Consider the following 19,710-nt stretch of genomic DNA (forward strand, 5'->3'; position numbering starts at 1 on the left):
AATTAGTTTGGTTAGTTATTTGTTTAAAAATAACTAAAATTTTCTTAAGAAATGGGTGGAGTAAAATGGCAGATATATTATCCCAGAATGAGATAGACGCCCTCTTAGCTGCTCTGTCTACAGGGGAACTTACTCCAGATGAAGTGCCCCAGGAGGAAGAACAGCAAAAGGTAAAACCATATGATTTTAGAAGTCCCCAAAAATTTTCTAAAGATCATATAAGAACTCTTGAACTTATTCATGACAATTATGCCCGAATAATTTCTAATTATCTGACTGCACAGGTCAGGAGTAATGTAAAAGTAAAAATAGAATCGGTGCAGCAGATAACTTATGAGGAGTTTATTCATTCTGTGCCAAACCCTACTATTTTAACTATATTTAAAATGCCACCTTTAAGTGGAACTGTGCTATTTGAAATAAATCCTCAATTTGTGTTTGAAATTATAGATTTGCTTTTAGGGGGAAGTGGAGCTGGAAAGTATAAGGCTAGAGAATTTACAGATATAGATAAAAATATTATAAAAGTAGTAAATGAAGGGCTCATATCTAACTTAAAGTTGGCTTGGGACGATGTAATGGAAGTAGAAACAGAAGTAGAAGGAATTGAAACCAATCCTGCATTAAATCAGACCCTTGCACCTAATGATCCTGTTGCCCTTATAAGTTTTTCTGTAGAAATGGGTAAGACTACTACTTTCATAAATATATGTATTTCTTATTTGAGTATAGAAAAAGTATTGGACAAATTAGTAGTTCAGTACTGGTTTCAGGACAGCAGCGAAGATGCATTAGAGGATTCCAAGGAAAAACTTAGGGAGAGATTAAATATAGTTGGAATTCAGCTTACCGCCCTGCTTGGAACTACAGAAATAACAGTAGATGAATTTTTAAATTTAAATATAGGTGATGTGCTGGCTTTGAAGGAAAAAACTACAGATCCTGTAAAGTTGATGTTGGAAGATAAGATATACTATTATGGGAAACCCGGTTTAATAGGAAAGAATATGGGGGTTGAGGTATTAGATATTATAGATAAGGATGTGGAAAATTATGAGTAATGGCTTTCTTTCGCAGGAAGAAATAGATGCACTTTTAAATGGGGGACAACAGGATAATAGTGCTTCTCAACCAGAAACAGCTGCTGATGTTGAAAATACGTCAGAATTGTCAGATATAGAGAAGGATTTACTTGGAGAAATAGGCAATATATCTATGGGGTCTGCTTCCACAGCACTTTCTACAATAATAAATCAACAAGTAAACATAACTACTCCGGTGGTGACATTGACTACTCTGCAAAAATTAAAAGATGAATTTGAGATCCCAAATGTTGCCTTGGAGGTTAAATATACAGCAGGTATAGTTGGAGAAAATCTTTTAGTTATGAAGCTTACAGATGCATATGTAATAGCAAACCTTATGATGGGCGGAGACGGAAGAATTGAAGAAAGCATTAATGAACTCAGTGAAATAGAAATCAGTGCAGTATCTGAAGCTATGAATCAGATGATAGGCTCTGCAGCTACTTCTATGGCTACCATGTTTTTGAGAGAAATAAATATATCTCCGCCTGTGTCTAATATATGGGCTGATGATACGGAACCTTTATCAAAGGAAATATCTGAGGATGAAACAATTATAAAAGTATCCTTTTCTCTTAAAATAGGAGAGTTAGTAGACAGCCATATAATGCAGCTATTTCCAGTAAGTACTGCTAAAAAGATAATTTCCATAATGATGGGAAAGGAAGAGGATGAAAAAGAAAGTGGTGTAGAAAAAAATTCAGAAGTTTCTAAAGAGCAAGATACACAATCTCCTGCTGCAGCAGGGACTTCTTCTGGTACCCAACCAGAGGTCTGGCAAGAAGAAACTTCACATAATATATATGAAAAACCTATAGAAACCAATGTAAATAAGCAACCGGTAGAAGTACAAAAGGCAGTTTTTCAACCTTTGGATACTTCACCATCAAAAGGCAGCATGCCTAGGAATATAGATTTAATACTGGATGTACCTCTTGAAATATCTGTAGTACTTGGGAGGACCAAAAAGAATATTAGGGATATATTGAATCTGGGTACAGGCTCTCTGGTAGAATTGGATAAGCTAACTGAGGAACCAGTAGAGATCCTAGTAAATGGGAAAAAAGTGGCTTATGGAGAAGTAATCGTAATAGATGAGAACTTTGGGGTAAGAATAAAAAGTATTGTTAGCAATGAGGATAGAATTAGTTCTCTTAAATAAGCGGGGATTAGATCCTGTAAAATAGGATCAATCCCCTATTTTAATTTTTTATATTATTAAATTTACAGTTTCATTAAAGTGGGAAAATAAAGGGATTTTGGGCTGAAATTAAACTGTTTATCTTCAATTGAAGGTATAAATATTAAATTCACATACCCGATAATATTAATAATTATTGAAGAAAGAACATTTAAAGCTGTTAAGTTTAAGGAGTGTATTTTATATGAAGATTAATGGAATCAACTTGAACAAAGTACTAAATATCTATGGAGGAAATAAAAAAGAATATGGAACAACTAAGGTTACAGGACAGAAGGATTCCATTGAAATTTCATCTGTGGGAAAAAGTTTAAGTTCCTATATTCAAGGGGATGAAGCTATAAATTCTAAGGAAAAGATAGAAAATATAAAAAAAGCTGTAGAAAATGGTACCTATAATGTGGATAAAAAATTAGTTGCGGCTAAAATTATGGAATCTATGAAGGAAAAAATATAATGTACCCTACTACAGGGAGGTGAAGCAGAGTGCTTTTGGAATTAAAGCATATAATGGAAGAGGAATACATAGTTTTGAAAGAACTTTTAGAAGCCTTAATAGAGCAGAATAGATATCTTATAAGAAAAGAGGTATTTAATCTAGATAAAATAGTAAAAGTTTTAGAAGAAAAGAGTAAAACCGTAGCCCTCTGGGAGACGAAAAGAAGAAAGCTAACTAAAAATAGGTCCATGAGAGAAATAATAGCAGAAGCAAAAGATAAAAATTTAGAAACAATCTATAAAGACATAGTGGAAATACTTCGGAAAATGGAATTTCAAAAGGATACAAATGAGGCCCTTATAAAGCATGGCATGATTTTTACCCACCAGATGTTAAGAGCTCTCAATCCAAATATGGAGGCAAAGACCTATAATGCAGTTGGAAGGAGCAGATAATTGAAAAAAGGAGATGATTAAATGCCGGGTTTATTTTCGATATTTAATACGGCAAAAAGTGGACTTTTTGCCCAGCAAACCGCGATAAATGTTACTTCTCATAATATAGCCAATGCACAAACGGATGGATATTCAAGGCAGAGAGCAAACCTTGTTACTACCACACCATATACCATGCCAAATATGAACAATGCGGCTAGTGCAGGACAGCTGGGAACAGGGGTAACAGTGGCATCAATAGACAGAATAAGAGATAGTTTTCTGGATTACCAGATAAGAGTGGAAAATGGAGTTAATGGACAGTATACAGCCAAGGATAAATACCTGAGCCAGGTTGAAAATATACTGAATGAACCAACAGACAGCGGTATATCCTCTCTCATGAGTCAGTTTTTTAGCTCATGGCAGAACCTGGCATCCTCTTCTCAAAACAGCAGTACTGTAGCCCAGCAAGCTTACCAGCTTACCAACAATTTAAACAGTACTTATTCACAGCTTACAAGTCTTAAGGATGATACTAACAGTGAGATAAAAGGTACAGTAACGGATGCAAATAGCATACTTACTCAAATTTCACAGTTAAACCAGCAAATAAAGGATGTAAAAATGACGGGAAATAACCCCAATGATCTTTTAGACAGCAGGGATTTGCTCTTAGATAAACTAAGTAATGAATTTGGAATAAATATAAATCAAAAAAATTATGATGGTATAGATGTAACTACTTCTAACAGTTCTATATATGGAGATGCAAGTGATAATGGTGCTGCACCTTTAGTTTCAAATGGAGGGTCACCCCTTAATATAGTTCAATCTGATAATCCAGATGATACAAATGTGGCTACTTTTTCTTATGTAAGCAGCATAACTCCTGTTACTGATACTAATGGAAATCCTGAGGTTGTTGGTACGGACAGTAATGGTAATTCTATATATCAGTACACTGTAGTTTATTATAAAAAAGGGGATACTACTACAGATGCCAACAAGGTTACTATAACTGTAAATATGACATCGGATGAAGCAAAAGAGTTGGATGAAAGCAGGGTGCTCTGGGCTGATAATAGTGGAACAGCATATAGCGTTACCAATAAAGATTCTTCAGGAAATCCAATAAAAGATTCTTCAGGAAATGCAGCTGAAGCAATTAACGGAAGTCTAGATGGAACAGGAGGTACCGTCGATTTTGACCAACTTGCACTTTTCAAACCACCATCTGGAGAGTTAAAAGGATATACCTCAGTTCAGAATAATATAGACGATTATCAGGATGAACTGAACAAGCTGGCTAAATCTATGGCTCTTTCTGTAAATGCCATAATAAGTCAGAGCAGCACCTGGGTGGCAGATGGTAGCGGTTCCCCAGAAGGGGGGATAAACAATTTTTTTGTAAATGGAGATCAAACAGATCCGTCCCAATATTCAGCAACTGATGAAAATAATATAACTGCAGGCAACATAACTGTAAATGTGGCAATATTAAATGATCCTTCTAAAATAAAGTTAGCCACTAAATATGATTCCAATGGTAATTCCTTAGGCACTGATACAGACGGCAACAGGGCACTGGCTGTGGCACAGTTGGCAAACAGCCTCATGAATATTCAAAGTGTAACCGGGAGTTCCACAAGGGAAGACCTTATAGGAAGTACTTTTGCTGCAGATAGTACTTTAAACAATGTATATTCTGTGGGAACAGTAAATGGTGGATCTACTTTAGATAATTATTTTACTGATCTTGTAAATAAGGTAGGTATGAATGAGCAGGAAGCAAAAAAACAGGTGGATTACGAAACTACCCAGCTTGACAGCTTTAACCAGTCCAAGGAATCAAATTCAGGAGTTTCCATGGATGAAGAAATGACAAACCTCATTCAATTTCAGCACTGCTATCAGGCAAATGCAAAGATGATATCTACTATAGATGAACTTTTGGATGTGGTGATAAATGGACTTAGAAAATAGTTAACAGTATACAATTCGCAGCTTAGGAAAATAATTCATTAAAAGAATGTAAAGTAATATGTAAAATATTAAGTTCAATAGTTAAAACAACAAGAAAAAACTGTGAACTCTAAAATAGTGAATAGTGAACTGTGAATTGAAGAAAAAGGAGGAAAAGTTTTGAGAGTAACAAATAAATATCTTGTAAACAGTTTTCTCTCAGATATGCAGAGAAACCTTAGTAATTTAAATACAATTCAGCAGCAGATGTCTTCTACTAAAAATTTTTCCAAACCCTCTGATGATCCTCTAAATGTACAGAAGGCTATGCAGCTCCAAACTTCCATAAATGCTAATGACCAATATGGTACAAATATAAAGACTGCATTAACCTGGATGGAAACTACAGATACGACGTTGGGACAGATAGGAACTGTTCTTACTAATATAAGAAGCAATTTGGTACAAGCAGGGAATGCAGGGTATGGACAGGATGATAGAGATAAAATTAATGATGGAGTAAACCAACAGGTATCTCAATTAGCCGGGCTTTTAAATACAGATTTAGGTGGAGAGTATATATTTGGAGGTACTCAAGGGTTGTCAAAGCCTGCAACAACGGATACCTATAATATAACACGTGAAGTAACAAACGAAGACGGTACTACAACTACTGATACCTATAATGGATGTGTGTCTTTAGAATATGCTGATAAAGATGGGAGTGTGTTAAAAGCCCTTCCGGAGGTGGTGTCAAAAGATTTTAATGTAAACAATTGGACAGGTAACGGCATAACTTTTAATGTAAATGGAACGGATTATTCATTAACTGTAAATTCTTCAGATAAGAATGTAGATGATGTGGTAAAGGATTTGAATACTCAAATACAAAGTAATTCTAATCTTAAAGATAAAGTGAATGTGGTGAAGACTAATGACGGAAATATAAAATTTTTAGCTGTAAATAGTAGTGATGTTATAAATATCACTACAAGTATATCCGATATGTCTTCTGTTACAGGAAAACAGCTTTCAAATACAGCTGTGGACAACATAGGTTCTGACAAAAATGTAGAGGTATCTCAGGGAGTAGTTCTTTCCTATAATGCCACAGCAGTAGATGTTATGCAGTATGGAGATGGACAGGATAATAGTATGGGGGCACTTATGGATAGAATAGTACATCATTTAGCTGGCCAGGTTCAATCACAAACAGATGCTAGTGGGAATACAGTAACTAAAGATACAGCAGGCGCAATACTGGGTTCTGATGGTAATTATTATGTGTGGAAAGATGATGAAAGCGCAGCGACACAGGCACTTAGCAATCAAGATCTTACGGATATAGATGCAGCTTCTAAACAGGTACTTAAAGTTCGTTCCCAAATAGGTGCAAAGGAGAGCAGAATGAGTGACCTAAGTGATCAAAATGATTCTACAAAGGTAAGCCTAACTGATACCCTTTCAAACATAGAAGACATAGATGTAACAGAGAAAACCGTAGAATATTCCAGTATGGTTACAGTATATACAGCTTGTCTTCAAACCAGTGCGAAGATAATGCAGAAGACTCTTATGGATTATCTTAGTTAATTATAAACTGTTAATTTAAAGGGGATTGATTATGAAATTAAATACACAATACCACGATGTGTTAAACTATGAGGAAAAAGATATAATAACCTTTAAAAGGGGTATTCCGGGTTTTGATCATTTAAGAAAATTTATACTGGTTCCAGTAGAGGAGAACAATTCCTTTTATATACTTCATTCTATTGAAGATAATACTATTGGAATTGTAGTGGTCTCACCTTTTGATTTATTTAAAAATTATGAATTTGACTTAAGTGAGGATAAGGCAGCTGAACTGAAGATAAAAAGCGAGGAAGATGTATTTGTAGTAAATACGGTCACTTTGAACTCTAAATTAGAGCATATAACTATTAATCTAAAAGCTCCTATAGTCATAAATATAAACCAAAATGTTGGGGAACAATTAATACTGGATAAAGCTGAATATCCCATAAAATACCCACTTTTTAAAGGAGGAGTTTAGTTGTTAGTTATAAGTAGAAAAAAAGGGGAAGCTCTACTTATAGGTGAGGATATAGAAATAACAGTTACAAAAATAGAAGAGGGTACCGTTAAGCTTTCCATATCTGCACCTAGAAGTGTTACTATACTTAGAAAAGAACTCTACAGGGAAGTAGAAAAGGAAAATAAAAATGCAGCAGCTTTAGATATAAGCATATTGAAAAAATTAAGAAAGTAATTTGTATAATAAATAGAAACTAAATTTAAAGAGGTGTTAGCATGGAAGTTAGAGATATAGGTCAAGGAGGACAGGTATCTTTTGGCACAGGTAATAATGGTAGTGCAGAAAATTCAGGCAGCATAGGTAGTACAATTGCAGAAAATAGCAATGTGGATACTAAAGCAGTAAATAAACAAAGTAATGGGGAAAAAAATATAAAACCTGAAGATGCAAAAAAAGCGGTAGATAAGTTGAATAAATTAATGGAAGACACCCCTACCCACTTGGAATATGAAATTCATGGAAAATTTAATGATGTAATAGTAAAAGTTATAGATGATAAAACTAAAGAAGTTGTAAAAGAAATACCCTCGAAAAAGATAGTGGATATGGTAGATAAACTTTGCGAGCTGGCTGGACTTTTTATGGATAAAAAAGTATAACAATGATTTAAGTTAATAGTTAATAATTAATAGTGAATAGTTAAGGATATTTTTCTACGAAAAATTGATCATTAGCTCTTAATTTTAAATTCTTAACTATTAACTAAAAACAAAGTGGGGTGATTTTCATGGAATTTAGATTAAATAAGGTAGACCTAGAGGTTCGACACAGGGTGAAAGAGACTACAAGTGCGGGGAAAGTCCATAACAAAAGAGGAATTTTTATAAATAAGGAGTATAAAGACAGGGGAAAGGACAGACAGGGAGATTTTCGTTCTGAACTTAATAAGTATAAACAAGGGAAAAATAAAAAGCGTATTTTAGTGAAAGCTGTTAAAGTAGAAGAAGTAGAAATAAAGGCCTTTAAAAAAGAAAAGGACAATATTTCCAAAGATACCACAAGGGGAATTATTTTGGATGTGAAGAAATAGTTAGAAACAGTTAGGAATTGAAAGTAAATGAAGAAATTTTTTAACATAGTTAAAAGATTTCAACATTTACTGTTCACTCGTAATTATGAACTATTAACTTAAAAAAGGAGAGTTTAGAGTATGTATACAGCTAATGCTTACAGCACATATAAAAATAACAGTGTGAATTATGCATCCAAAGAGCAGTTGCTTTTGATGCTGCTAGATGGGGCAGTTAAGTTTGCAAAAATAGGTAGACAAGCTATTCAGGAAAAAAATATACCCAAAGCTCATGAAAATATAGTGAAAACCCAAAAAATTTTTTATGAGCTTATGATGACACTGGATTTAGAAAAAGCGGAAAACTGGGGAGCACGGCTTATGAGTCTATATGATTTTATAGTTAGAAGACTTATAGATGCAAACATAAAAAAAGATATAAAAATTATGGATGAAGTAATTCCATTTATAGAACAGGTTAAGGATATGTGGCAAGAAGCCTATAAAGTTTCCAAAGGAATAAAAAAATAATCAAAAACTAAAAAGGAGGATTGAAAATGACAACTATAAATAGTAGCAGCAGTACTAGTAGTGCCACTACTAGTACTTATAATAGTGGAAGTACTATGAGAATTACTGGTATGGCTACTGGACTTGATGTAGACAGTCTTGTAAAAGCCATGTTAACTTCAGATCAGACTAAAATAGATACAGCTAAGCAAGCTCAGCAGACAGCTCAGTGGAAGCAGGAAGCATATCAAAGTATAATCACAGATATAAAGAGTTTACAAAGTACTTATTTTGATATAACCAATTCAACTAATTGTTTAACCACATCGAGTAATTATAATTCATTAACTGCATCAAGTACAGAGGGTTCAATAGCTACTGCAACTACGAATTCAACTGCTGTACAAGGAACTTATAATGTCACTGTAGGGGCAATAGCAAAATCAGCAACTATGCCTAGTAGTAAAATTATTGCCAGCCAGGTACAATTAAATGATGGCTGGAGTGGGAAAACTATAGCACTTAGTGATGGAAATAGTTCAGATAATGAAAGTATAACAATTGATTCATCCTTTTCAGGGAGTATTGATGATTTAGTAACATCTCTTAACACTAAATTACAGGCCACAACAAACTATACAGATTTAACTGTAAGTAATGATAATGGAAAATTAAAATTCACCAATGGCTCAACAAGTAATGCCATAACTATAGATGGTTCCAGCATTCCAGATATAGGAACAACTAAAACTGTTGCTGCAAATAATGGCACTTATGAAACATCTGGATTTGACAATTCTATATTAAGCGGTTGGAGTGGTAAAAGTATAAGTTTTGATATAAATGGTGATACTACAAACCCTGTTACTATAACTATACCTAGTACTGGTATAAGTTCAGCATCAGATTTAGTAAGTTCTATTAATAATCAAATAAGTTCGCAAAGTAAATTGAGTGGATTATCTGCATCACTTATAACTGATGGCAGCACTAATTATATAAAATTTAATGTTTCAAGTAGTAGTACTAGTACAATAGCAATTGATTCATCAAATACTACTGTAAGTGGTTTGAGTTCAATAAGTAGTATTTCTAGTTCTTCTTCAAACATTAAGTTAACCTCGTTAGATAGTTCGCTTAATAGTAGTCTAGTATTAAACTTAAAATATGATGGTAATGATGTAGCTGTTACGCTTGATAATACCAAGGGTGGAGCAACTATAAATAGCTTGCTTCAAGCAATAAATACAGCTACAGGAGGAAAGGTTACAGGGAAAATAGATGATACCACCGGAAAACTTACTCTTCAAACTTCAGACACAGGAAGTATTGCTAGCTTGGAAATTGAAGATACTTATACTAAATCAGATGGAACAACAAGTGCTGCAACAACAAGTGCTTTATTAACGGCCCTAGGTTTGAGCAGTGGTACAACAGCTAAAGGTACTGATGCCACGGTTACAATTACTGAACCAGGTGGAACTGCAAAAACATTAACAGAAACGTCTAATAGTTTCACTATAAATGGTGTTAATTATAACCTTGTATCTGCAGGAACTACTAGTTTGTCAGTGACATCTGATACTCAAGCAATTTATGATAAGATTAGCGGTTTTTTAGATAAATACAACAGTTTGGTAAGTGAAATTTACACAAAACTTACCGAAAAGAAAGATTATGATTACCCGCCTTTAACAGATGCTCAAAAAAGTGGAATGACTGATACTCAAATAACAGCATGGGAAACTAAAGCTAAAACAGGAATATTAGCAAATGATAGCAATCTTGAAAATTTGTTAACCGATTTAACCAGTGCTTTTACTATGCCTGTAACAGCTTCCGGCAGCAATATATCATCATTGGCTTTTGGTAACTATGGTTCATCATCTATAGGCATTGATACATCTAATGACGTAACTGATGGAGGTCAAGTTACTATACAAGATGCTACCAAACTCAAAGCTGCTATAGCTAATAACCCAGATCAACTTATTAAGCTTTTTACGAATTCACCAGGTAGTACAGTTACAGATACTACTGAAAAGTTTAATGAATCCGGAATATTCCAAAGAATAAGTACTATACTTACAAATAATGTGGGAGTAACTGGCACTACATTAAATAATGCAATATTGACTCAATATGCTAATCTTCAAGATGACTATAGTGCAACAGGAGGATCGGGTACAGGTACTATTCCAGATCAAATTTATGATCAACAGCTTTTAATTACGCAATATACAGATAAATATAATACAGATCAAACTAATTATTATAATAAGTACTCACAATTAGAATCACTTATCACTCAAATGAATGCTCAGCAATCAGCGATTAGTTCAATGTTATCCAGCGGCTAGAGCTAAAATCTAATTCAATTTAGGAGAAGTTTTAAATATGGAAGAAAATTTAAAGAGTGTTTTAATTAAGTATAGAGATTGTACATTAGAAATTATGAAACTACTAGAAAAAAATGATATAGATTCTGTTGATGATCTTGTACGAAAAAGACAAAATGTATTGGATGAAGCAATGGGGATTAAATGTTCCAAAGAAGAAACTAAATTAGTAAACGAAGAACTTAAGTTGCAGCAACTTCAAGATCAGGTAAATGTTTTAATATTCAAAAGACTTAAGGAAATTAAAGATGCCATGCAAAAAAATTCAGATAATAGACATGCAAATATTGCCTATAGAGGAGTAAATGGTAACATGCCTAGAATATTTAGTAAAAAAATATAAAAAAATGAGAAAAAATTATAAAGTTAAAATTTATTGCAACGAATTATATAGTATGGTAATAACAATTAAATTTAAATAAATTAAATAGTGGACAAGGAAGTTCACTAGAAAAATCAAGGAGGAAAATATTATGATAATTAATCACAACCTTATGGCAATGAATGCCAACAGAAACATAGGTATTAACTCTAATAATGCAGCAAAGTCTATGGCAAAACTCTCATCAGGTCTTAGAATAAATTCAGCAGCGGATGATGCAGCAGGATTAGGTATTTCTGAAAAAATGAAAGGTCAGATTAATGGCCTAGATCAAGCGACAAGTAACGCTCAAGATGGTATTTCAATGGTTCAAACAGCTGAAGGTGCTTTAAATGAAACTACTTCTATTCTTCAAAGGATGAAACAGTTAGCAACACAAGCAGCCAATGGTACAACTACATCTGACGACAGATCTTCTATACAAGATGAAATGAATCAGTTAACATCAGAAATAAACAGAATAGGAAACACAACTGAATTTAATACTCAAAAGGTATTAAATGGTGGAATTGGATCAACTGATACAACTAAGATAACTCAAGCTACTAGTGCAGCAGTTACTATTGGTTTTGCAGCTGCCGCAGGTACTTTATCAGGAAAATTAACAGTAGACAATGTAACATTTGATTTATCTACTGTAGCTACTACAGCAAGTGAAACTGTAGATACTTTAATAAGTAGTTTGGACAATGTAACTTCTGGTGGAACTAAGTTATCTGATTTAGTTGATATTACAAAAACTGCAAGTGGAGGAATTGAATTTACAGACAAGGCAAGTGGAGCATCAAGTAAAATTACTCTTCATACTGCAGCTGGTGGTGCACTTCCAGCTACTGCCACCACTATTACATCAACAGGTAATCCAACATTAATTGAAAAAGCAGGATTACAGGCTACAACTACTTTAGGTGCAACTGCAGATACAACTATAACAAAGGATGCAACATTAAAAATAACTATAGGCTCAGATAGTGCAGTTGAAGTTAGCTTAGGTGATGGAGTAACGGACAAAACCTATTTAACTAAGACTGGTACAGACGCTAATGCGGATAAGTCTGCAATGAATGATCTTATAACAGATTTAAATGCATCACTTCAAAAAGCAGGATTATCTGATAAAGTTCAAGCTTCATTATCTAAAGATAATACAGTTCAATTTATATCAACCACTGGTCAAGATATAAGTGTTGCAAATGGAACAGGTACAGCTTTAGCTAGTCTAGGGTTTACTAGTGGAACAGATGCAACTACAGTTAAAAATGTGGAACAGGTTGCAGGACCAGGAGCAGCAGGAACAGGGTTTACCACAACCTTTCAAATTGGCGCTAATACTGGACAGACAATGACTCTTACAATAAATGATATGAGAGCAGCAGCACTTGGAGTAACAGGAAATGCAGGACAAAGTGGGTTTACTTCAACAAATACTGTAACAGATGGAACAACTAATGTTGAACAGGAGGCTGCATTAAATGTAATGACAACTACAGATGCTTCTAATGCAATCAGTACTATAGATAAAGCTATATCAACTGTATCAACTGAAAGAGGTAAATTAGGTGCAACAGAAAATAGATTAGATCATACGATAAATAATTTAGGAGTTGCATCACAAAACTTAACAACAGCTGAATCAAGAATAACAGATGTTGATATGGCTTCAGAATATGCTAACTATTCAAAATATAATGTAGAGAGCCAAGCTGCTCAAGCTATGCTTGCACAAGCTAATCAGCAGCCACAACAAATTTTACAATTATTAAGATAGTTTTTAAATTTAAGTATAGGAGTAGAGAGGAAACTCTACTCCTTATTTAATAAATATTGTTTTTATAGAGAATTCTAATTAGGAATTTTGCATAAAGATATTATTATGAATTTGCATTGAATTCTATTTTGAAAGGATTGAAATATATGAAACTTAGCATATGTATGATGGTGAAAAATGAAGAAAAAAATCTTGACATGTGTCTTGATAGTCTTAAAACTATTATGAATAAAGTATCTTCAGAACTAGTCATTGTGGATACAGGCTCAGAAGATAATACAGTTAGGATTGCTAGAAAATATACAAAAAAAACTTATTTTCATAAGTGGAATAATGATTTTTCTTCCATGAGGAATATTACCATTAATTATGCTAAAGGAGAATGGATTCTTATTATTGATGCGGATGAATTTATAGAAGACTGCAGTGAAATTTTGGTGTTTTTAAATTCAAAATATATAAATGAGTATAATTGCTGTAATTTATATGTAAAGAGCATAATGAATGAAAAGGAAAATGAATATGTTGTATCTCCATCGCCTAGAATGTTTAGGAACGATGGGTATTTTCACTATGAAGGAAAGATACACAATACACCAGTATTTAAAAGGCCTATTTTAACTTTAAATACTACTTTAATTCATACAGGATACATAGTTACAGATAATGAACTTATGAATAAGAAATTTGAAAGAACCAGTAATATTCTAAAGAATGAATTAGAAAAGAATCCTGATAACATATATTATGGCTATCAACTTTCTGTATCATATTCTATGCATAAAGATTTTAAAGAGGCTCTGGAGCAAATAGAAAAAACTTATGAAATTTTATCCAAAAGAAAGTCTGAAAAGACTGAATATATATACATATATTATCAGCTTGCCATGTGTAACTTGATGCTTGATAGTGTAGAATCCTATCAAAAAGCTGAAAAATATTGCTTAGAGGGATTGGAAAATGAAGACGAGCATATAGATTTGTATTTCTGCCTTGGAAAAACCTATATGTTTATGGATAGATACGAAGATGCCATAAAACAATACTTAAAATATATGGACCTTGTAGATAATTATGAAAATTTAAGAATAAGATATAATGGTTTAATTGAAGTATATACTATAAGTAGAAAAGAAGAAGTTTATCATGATATTAGTTATGCTTATTATAAATTATGCGATTATAAAAATTGCATAGATTATGCTAATAAAATTAATGGAGAAAAATACTTAAAAATGATAAGCAGAGCTGCCATAACAGCATTTATAGAAGAAACTAATTTTAATGGCTTAAAAGAATTTTATAATAGGATACTTGAGGTATCAGAAAAAAATGATATATTAGATTTTTTATCTATCCTTGAAAATTTTATATTGAAATTAGAAAAAGAAAAATATAAAAAGTATATAGATTGCTTTTCTGAAGGAAATGATACTTATTGTTATTTAAACAAAATAAGAAAAATGTATGAGGGCAATGAATATAGTTATGGTAACCTAATAACTCAATTTACAGATGAATTTACTCTTGCTGATCAACCAAATTATTTTGGAGATTTTATTTATTTTAAAATGACAATAGAAGAAGATATTTACAACATTTTATCTAATGTTATGGTTAATAAAATAGAGGAATTTATTGTATATATTACCAATAAATATAAAAATTTTAGCGAAGTAGTATACAATTACATATATAAAAATATCAATAGTAATTTCCATACGGTAAGAGTAAATAGACTATTTGAAAGATTTATTCTTGTCTTAGACAAAATTAATACTGAACAGTACAGAGATATTTTCAGTGATTATATAAATTGTGGAACAAAGTATATAAAACACATTTATAATAATGAAATATTAGATGAAAGAATAATTTATGATGTAAAAAATGAAGAAGATGCATTTTTTATATTTATGTATAAAGCAAATGAAGTTAAGAGCTATGATGAGAAAGAATACTTAACTTATTTAAGAAAGGCACTAGCAGTGTATCCTTTTATGAAAAAAGGAATAGAAATGCTTTTGGAGGATTATAAAAGGGAAGTAAATAGTACTAATGTTGAGTTTGAACAATATAAAGTTCAAGTAAAAAATACGATAAAAGCATTAATAGAAAATAATAAGTTAGATGAAGCCAGTAAAATTATTCAGGAATATGAACAAATAGTCAAAGATGATTTGGAGATAGTTTTATTTAAGTCTGAAATATCTCTAAAGAAACTTAAGAATGTTGATGTAAATTATAAGATGTAGAATCTTTAAGGGTGGAAAATATAATGAAGAATAAGATGGATTTGCTGAAAGGACAGTTAAAGAAGAATATACAGAAACTTGTGGATAGTGGTAATTTAAAAGAAGCTAAAGAATTAATAGATGAATATAAAAAGATGGTTGTTGATGATATAGATATTTATTCTATGTATGGAGTAATAGCAATTGTTGAAGGGAAGTTTTTAGAAGCGGAAAATATATTAAAAGACGGGTTAGAAAAAGAGCCTTACAATAAAGATTTACTATTTAATATGAGTTATTTAATGGATAATAATAAAAAAGATAAGAAGGCTTTGGAGTATTTTTGCAGAGCAAAACTGTTTAACAATAATGATAGCAATGTAAAAGTTGAAGATGTACTTTCTAATTTTAAGTCTACAGGTAATAATAGTCTAAGAGTTATTCATGGAACAATGGAAATCGCAAATCAGATGCATACTATAACAGAAGGATTAAAAAAATTAGGGGTTGATGCTAAAACGTTGAATTATTATCCTAATTATTTAGGGTATAAATCAGATTATAGTTTGAATGTGAATTCCTTTAAAGATATTAATGAAGCAAATATAGAAGCTAAAAAATTGGCTTCAAAAATGATTGCAGAAAATGATGTTTTCCATTTTTTGTTTGGAACAAGCTTGACATTAGATTATAGTGATCTTCCCTTGTTAAAAGAATTGAAAAAAAAAGTAATAATGCAGTATGTAGGTTCTGATGTTAGAATGTATTCAAAGGCAATAATATCAAATAAATATGTTAAAGTAAAGGATATGAATGAAGACAACATAAAAAGAAAATTAGAATTAATATCCAGGTATGTTCCAGATTGTTTAGTAGATTATGAACTTGCTGAGTATGTCAAGGATTATCATTCTAATATCCACTATACAAGAGCTGCGATAGATTTAAATAAATATAAATTTATAGGGCAAACATCTAACAAGAAATTTAAAATAGTTCATGCTCCAACTTCACCAGAGATTAAAGGTACAAGGTATATTTTAAAAGCAATTGAAGAACTAAAAGAAAAATATGATTTTGATTTTGAACTTGTTCAAGGAATGTCACATGAACAAGCTACTAAAACGTATGAGAAAGCAGATTTAATTATAGATCAAATATTAGCTGGATCACATGGATTGTTTGCAGTTGAATCAATGGCAATGGGAAAACCAGTAATTTGCTGGATAAGTGATTTTATGAGAGAAAGATATCCTAAAGAACTGCCTATAATATCGGCCAACCCAGATAATATTAAAGAAAAAATGGAATATGTTATTCAAAATAAAGATATGCTTAAAGAAATTGGAATAAAAGGTAGGGTATACGTTGAAAAATATCATGATATGAATAAAATAGCTACAGACATGATGGAAATATACAAGGGCTTATAGTTTGGGAGGTATAATATGATACAAGATAAAAAAATTTTACTGACAGGTGGAGCAGGGTTCATAGGTACAAAATTATGTAGCTTGCTTAGCGATAATAATGAAATATTAATATACGATAATTTAAAAAGAAACTCAATAAAAGATACAGATTTATTAAATAAAAGTAATATCACATTAAATCAAGGAGATATCCTTGATTTTAATCATATAAAGTCAGTAGTAGATGAATTTAAACCTAATGTTGTAATTCACTTAGCAGCAGTAGCAGGTATAGATACAGTTATAAAAAGTCCAGTAAATACTATGAAAGTTAATATGATTGGTACATATAATATTTTGGAAGCAGTAAGAGAACATAAAATTTATAGATTTATAGATTTTTCAACATCTGAAGTATTCGGATCTTATGCATATAAAGTTGATGAACAGCATACGACAAACTTAGCCCCAGTAGGTGAAGCAAGGTGGACTTATTCTGTATCTAAACTTGCAGGGGAACATTTGGCACATAGTTATTACAAAGAATATGATATGCCAGTAGTAACAATAAGGCCATTTAATATTTATGGAGCAGGACAAGTTGGAGAAGGTGCTATACATCAATTTGCTGTGAGAGCTATTAAAAATGAAGAAATACAAATTCATGGTGATGGTGATCAAATACGTTCTTGGTGTTATATAGATGATTTTGTAGATGGTATAATACTTTGTTTAGAAAAGAAAAATGCAATAGGAAATGCCTTTAACATAGGCAATCCAAGGGGAACTGTTACTATCTCAATGCTTGCTCAATTAATAAAAAGAATTGCTAATTCTAAGTCTAAAGTAGTTTATATACCTAAGAATTATGTGGATGTAGAACTTAGAATCCCAAACATAGACAAAGCTAAAGAAATATTAGGTTACGATCCTAAGTACGATTTAGCTGAGGGACTTGAAAAAACAATTGAGTGGTATAGAGGTGTTATAAATGATTAAACTTGCAGTTCCAGATATAGGAGATGAAGAATTAGAAGAAGTAAAAAAGGTTTTTGATTCAAAATATTTGGTCCAAGGAAAGTGGGTAGAAGAGTTTGAAAATGCAGTTAAAGAATATTTAAATGTAAAGCATGCTATTGCAGTAAGTAGTGGTACAGCTGCATTACATTTGGCATTGGTGGCTTTGGATGTAAAATCCGGAGATGAAGTTCTAGTACCTGATTTTACCTTTCCAGCTACTTCTAATGTTGTCGAAATTGTAGGAGCTACGACCAAATTTGTAGACATTAAGTTAGATAGCTTGTGTATGGATGTGGAAAAAATTGAAAATAAAATTACAGACAAAACAAAAGTCATAATTCCTGTTCAAGAGTTTGGTCAATCTTCTGATATGGATAAAATAATGGATATAGCTAAAAAATATAATCTTAAAGTTATAGAAGATGCTGCCTGTGCTTTAGGTGCAGAATATAAAGACAGTAAGGTTGGAACTATTGGAGATATAGGATGTTTCAGTTTACATCCAAGAAAAGCTATAACTACTGGTGAAGGTGGAATTATAGTTACTAATAATGATGAGCTTGCAGAGAAGATTAGAATACTTAGGAATCATGGCTTGAGTTATATAAATGGAAAACCTCAATTTGTAATGGCGGGATTTAATTATAGGATGACAAATATTCAAGGCGCTATTGGTGTAGTTCAAATTAAAAAATTAAGGGACATAATTCAAAAAAGGATAGAAATAGCTCACAAATATAATGAATTACTAAAAGATATAAAAGATATAACATTGCCAAATGAAAAAAGTTATGGAAAACATGTATGGCAGACCTATCATATAATTTTAGATGAAAAAATTGATAGAGATCAACTAATTGAAAAACTAAAGGCTGAAGGTATAGAAACTAATTTTGGTGCATATGCCGTTCATGAGCAGCGTTATTATCAAGAAAAGTATAAATATATGAATGATCAGTATGTAAATTCAATTAGCGCATATAGACAGGGATTGGCACTTCCTTTATATACTGATTTAAATACACAACAATTAAAATATGTTGTTGAAATATTATTTAAGCTTTTAGAAAAATAGTTTGCAATAAAGCTTAAAGGTAGGAGGCATGTAGCATATGCTTTATAAGGATAACTTTATTTATAAAGTAAATGGTATTAATGTTTTTGGCGGGGGAGCAATATATGAACAGGTAAAACCTTTACTGAATAATGAAAATATCATAATTAAAAATGTTTTTGATGATGGCTTTATAGAAGAAAAATATGATATTAATAAAGTAAATATGAAAAATATTGATTTGTTATATTGCGTCGGGTATAGCAATATGAAAAAAAGGTATAAAAGATATAAAGAAATTAAAGAAATGAAAGTATCGTTTATATCATTTATAGCAGATAATGCTATCATTTCTTCTGAAACAAATATCGGCAATGGAACAATAATTAATCAGGGAGTAATAGTAGATAATTATGTAACAGTAGGAGAATGTAGTTTTATTAATATTGGTGCTACAATATCACATCATTCTAAAATTGGAAACAATGTTTTTATTGCTCCAGGTGTTAGTATTGCAGGATGTGTTAATGTTAATGAAGGTGTTTTTATCGGTACAAATGCGACTATAATAGATTGTATAAATATTGGAAAAGATTCTGTTGTTGCAGCGGGTGCAGTGGTCATCAAAGATGTTCCTTCAAATTGTTTAGTAGCTGGAAATCCAGCAGTTATAAAAAAGTTATATAATGTTTCGGAGTGA

The 19,710-nt window shown here is 31.9% G+C and carries 19 protein-coding genes; all 19 read left to right on the forward strand.

Features of this window, described 5'->3' with window-relative positions; all coding sequences use genetic code 11:
* Positions 1-65 precede the first annotated feature (65 nt).
* Positions 66-1,061: a flagellar motor switch protein FliM gene (gene fliM / locus ACJDU8_RS16160; protein ID WP_406793188.1), complete on the forward strand. Its 996-nt coding sequence runs from the start codon at positions 66-68 to the stop codon at positions 1,059-1,061.
* Entirely contained in the window at positions 1,054-2,247 is a 1,194-nt protein-coding gene (gene fliY, locus ACJDU8_RS16165) for a flagellar motor switch phosphatase FliY (RefSeq protein ID WP_406793189.1), read from the forward strand. The genes fliM and fliY overlap by 8 nt, the downstream gene beginning before the upstream one ends.
* Before the next feature lie 223 nt (positions 2,248-2,470).
* Entirely contained in the window at positions 2,471-2,743 is a 273-nt protein-coding gene (locus ACJDU8_RS16170) for a flagellar biosynthesis anti-sigma factor FlgM (RefSeq protein WP_406793190.1), read from the forward strand.
* 29 nt (positions 2,744-2,772) lie between these two features.
* Complete coding sequence (gene flgN, locus ACJDU8_RS16175) at positions 2,773-3,180, forward strand: flagellar export chaperone FlgN (RefSeq protein WP_406793191.1); 408 nt, start codon at positions 2,773-2,775, stop codon at positions 3,178-3,180.
* 21 nt (positions 3,181-3,201) lie between these two features.
* Positions 3,202-5,145 carry a flagellar hook-associated protein FlgK gene (gene flgK / locus ACJDU8_RS16180; protein ID WP_406793192.1) on the forward strand — a complete coding sequence of 648 codons (1,944 nt, stop codon included), beginning with the start codon at positions 3,202-3,204 and terminating at the stop codon, positions 5,143-5,145.
* A gap of 159 nt (positions 5,146-5,304) precedes the next feature.
* On the forward strand, positions 5,305-6,717 hold the full coding sequence (flgL, locus tag ACJDU8_RS16185) for a flagellar hook-associated protein FlgL (RefSeq protein WP_406793193.1): 1,413 nt from the start codon (positions 5,305-5,307) through the stop codon (positions 6,715-6,717).
* Between the two features lie 31 nt (positions 6,718-6,748).
* Positions 6,749-7,180, forward strand: a complete 432-nt coding sequence (gene fliW / locus ACJDU8_RS16190; RefSeq protein ID WP_406793194.1) for a flagellar assembly protein FliW — start codon at positions 6,749-6,751, stop codon at positions 7,178-7,180.
* On the forward strand, positions 7,181-7,396 hold the full coding sequence (csrA, locus tag ACJDU8_RS16195; RefSeq protein WP_406793195.1) for a carbon storage regulator CsrA: 216 nt from the start codon (positions 7,181-7,183) through the stop codon (positions 7,394-7,396).
* 41 nt (positions 7,397-7,437) lie between these two features.
* The gene (locus ACJDU8_RS16200) at positions 7,438-7,821 is read left to right on the forward strand and encodes a flagellar protein FlaG (RefSeq protein ID WP_406793196.1); all 384 of its coding nucleotides are present in this window, start codon (positions 7,438-7,440) and stop codon (positions 7,819-7,821) included.
* A gap of 128 nt (positions 7,822-7,949) precedes the next feature.
* On the forward strand, positions 7,950-8,252 hold the full coding sequence (locus ACJDU8_RS16205) for a hypothetical protein (protein WP_406793197.1): 303 nt from the start codon (positions 7,950-7,952) through the stop codon (positions 8,250-8,252).
* Between the two features lie 120 nt (positions 8,253-8,372).
* Complete coding sequence (gene fliS / locus ACJDU8_RS16210; RefSeq protein ID WP_406793198.1) at positions 8,373-8,762, forward strand: flagellar export chaperone FliS; 390 nt, start codon at positions 8,373-8,375, stop codon at positions 8,760-8,762.
* A 26-nt stretch (positions 8,763-8,788) separates the two neighbouring features.
* The gene (gene fliD, locus ACJDU8_RS16215; protein WP_406793199.1) at positions 8,789-11,101 is read left to right on the forward strand and encodes a flagellar filament capping protein FliD; all 2,313 of its coding nucleotides are present in this window, start codon (positions 8,789-8,791) and stop codon (positions 11,099-11,101) included.
* A 37-nt stretch (positions 11,102-11,138) separates the two neighbouring features.
* Positions 11,139-11,483 (forward strand): flagellar protein FliT, encoded by a 345-nt coding sequence (gene fliT / locus ACJDU8_RS16220; RefSeq protein WP_406793200.1) that lies wholly within the window; start codon positions 11,139-11,141, stop codon positions 11,481-11,483.
* Between the two features lie 130 nt (positions 11,484-11,613).
* Positions 11,614-13,290 (forward strand): flagellin N-terminal helical domain-containing protein, encoded by a 1,677-nt coding sequence (locus tag ACJDU8_RS16225; protein ID WP_406793201.1) that lies wholly within the window; start codon positions 11,614-11,616, stop codon positions 13,288-13,290.
* A gap of 146 nt (positions 13,291-13,436) precedes the next feature.
* Positions 13,437-15,545 (forward strand): glycosyltransferase, encoded by a 2,109-nt coding sequence (locus ACJDU8_RS16230; protein WP_406793202.1) that lies wholly within the window; start codon positions 13,437-13,439, stop codon positions 15,543-15,545.
* Positions 15,546-15,568: 23 nt separating this feature from the next.
* The gene (locus ACJDU8_RS16235) at positions 15,569-16,957 is read left to right on the forward strand and encodes a glycosyltransferase family 1 protein (RefSeq protein WP_406793203.1); all 1,389 of its coding nucleotides are present in this window, start codon (positions 15,569-15,571) and stop codon (positions 16,955-16,957) included.
* A gap of 15 nt (positions 16,958-16,972) precedes the next feature.
* Positions 16,973-17,935, forward strand: coding sequence for an NAD-dependent epimerase/dehydratase family protein (locus tag ACJDU8_RS16240; RefSeq protein ID WP_406793204.1), 963 nt, complete (start codon positions 16,973-16,975; stop codon positions 17,933-17,935).
* Positions 17,928-19,031, forward strand: a complete 1,104-nt coding sequence (locus ACJDU8_RS16245; RefSeq protein ID WP_406793205.1) for a DegT/DnrJ/EryC1/StrS family aminotransferase — start codon at positions 17,928-17,930, stop codon at positions 19,029-19,031. Before ACJDU8_RS16240 ends, ACJDU8_RS16245 begins: the two co-directional genes overlap by 8 nt.
* Positions 19,032-19,068: 37 nt before the next feature.
* Positions 19,069-19,710: an acetyltransferase gene (locus tag ACJDU8_RS16250; RefSeq protein ID WP_406793206.1), complete on the forward strand. Its 642-nt coding sequence runs from the start codon at positions 19,069-19,071 to the stop codon at positions 19,708-19,710.

Source organism: Candidatus Clostridium eludens, assembly GCF_045310515.1.
GTDB lineage: Bacteria > Bacillota > Clostridia > Clostridiales > Clostridiaceae > Clostridium_B > Clostridium_B eludens.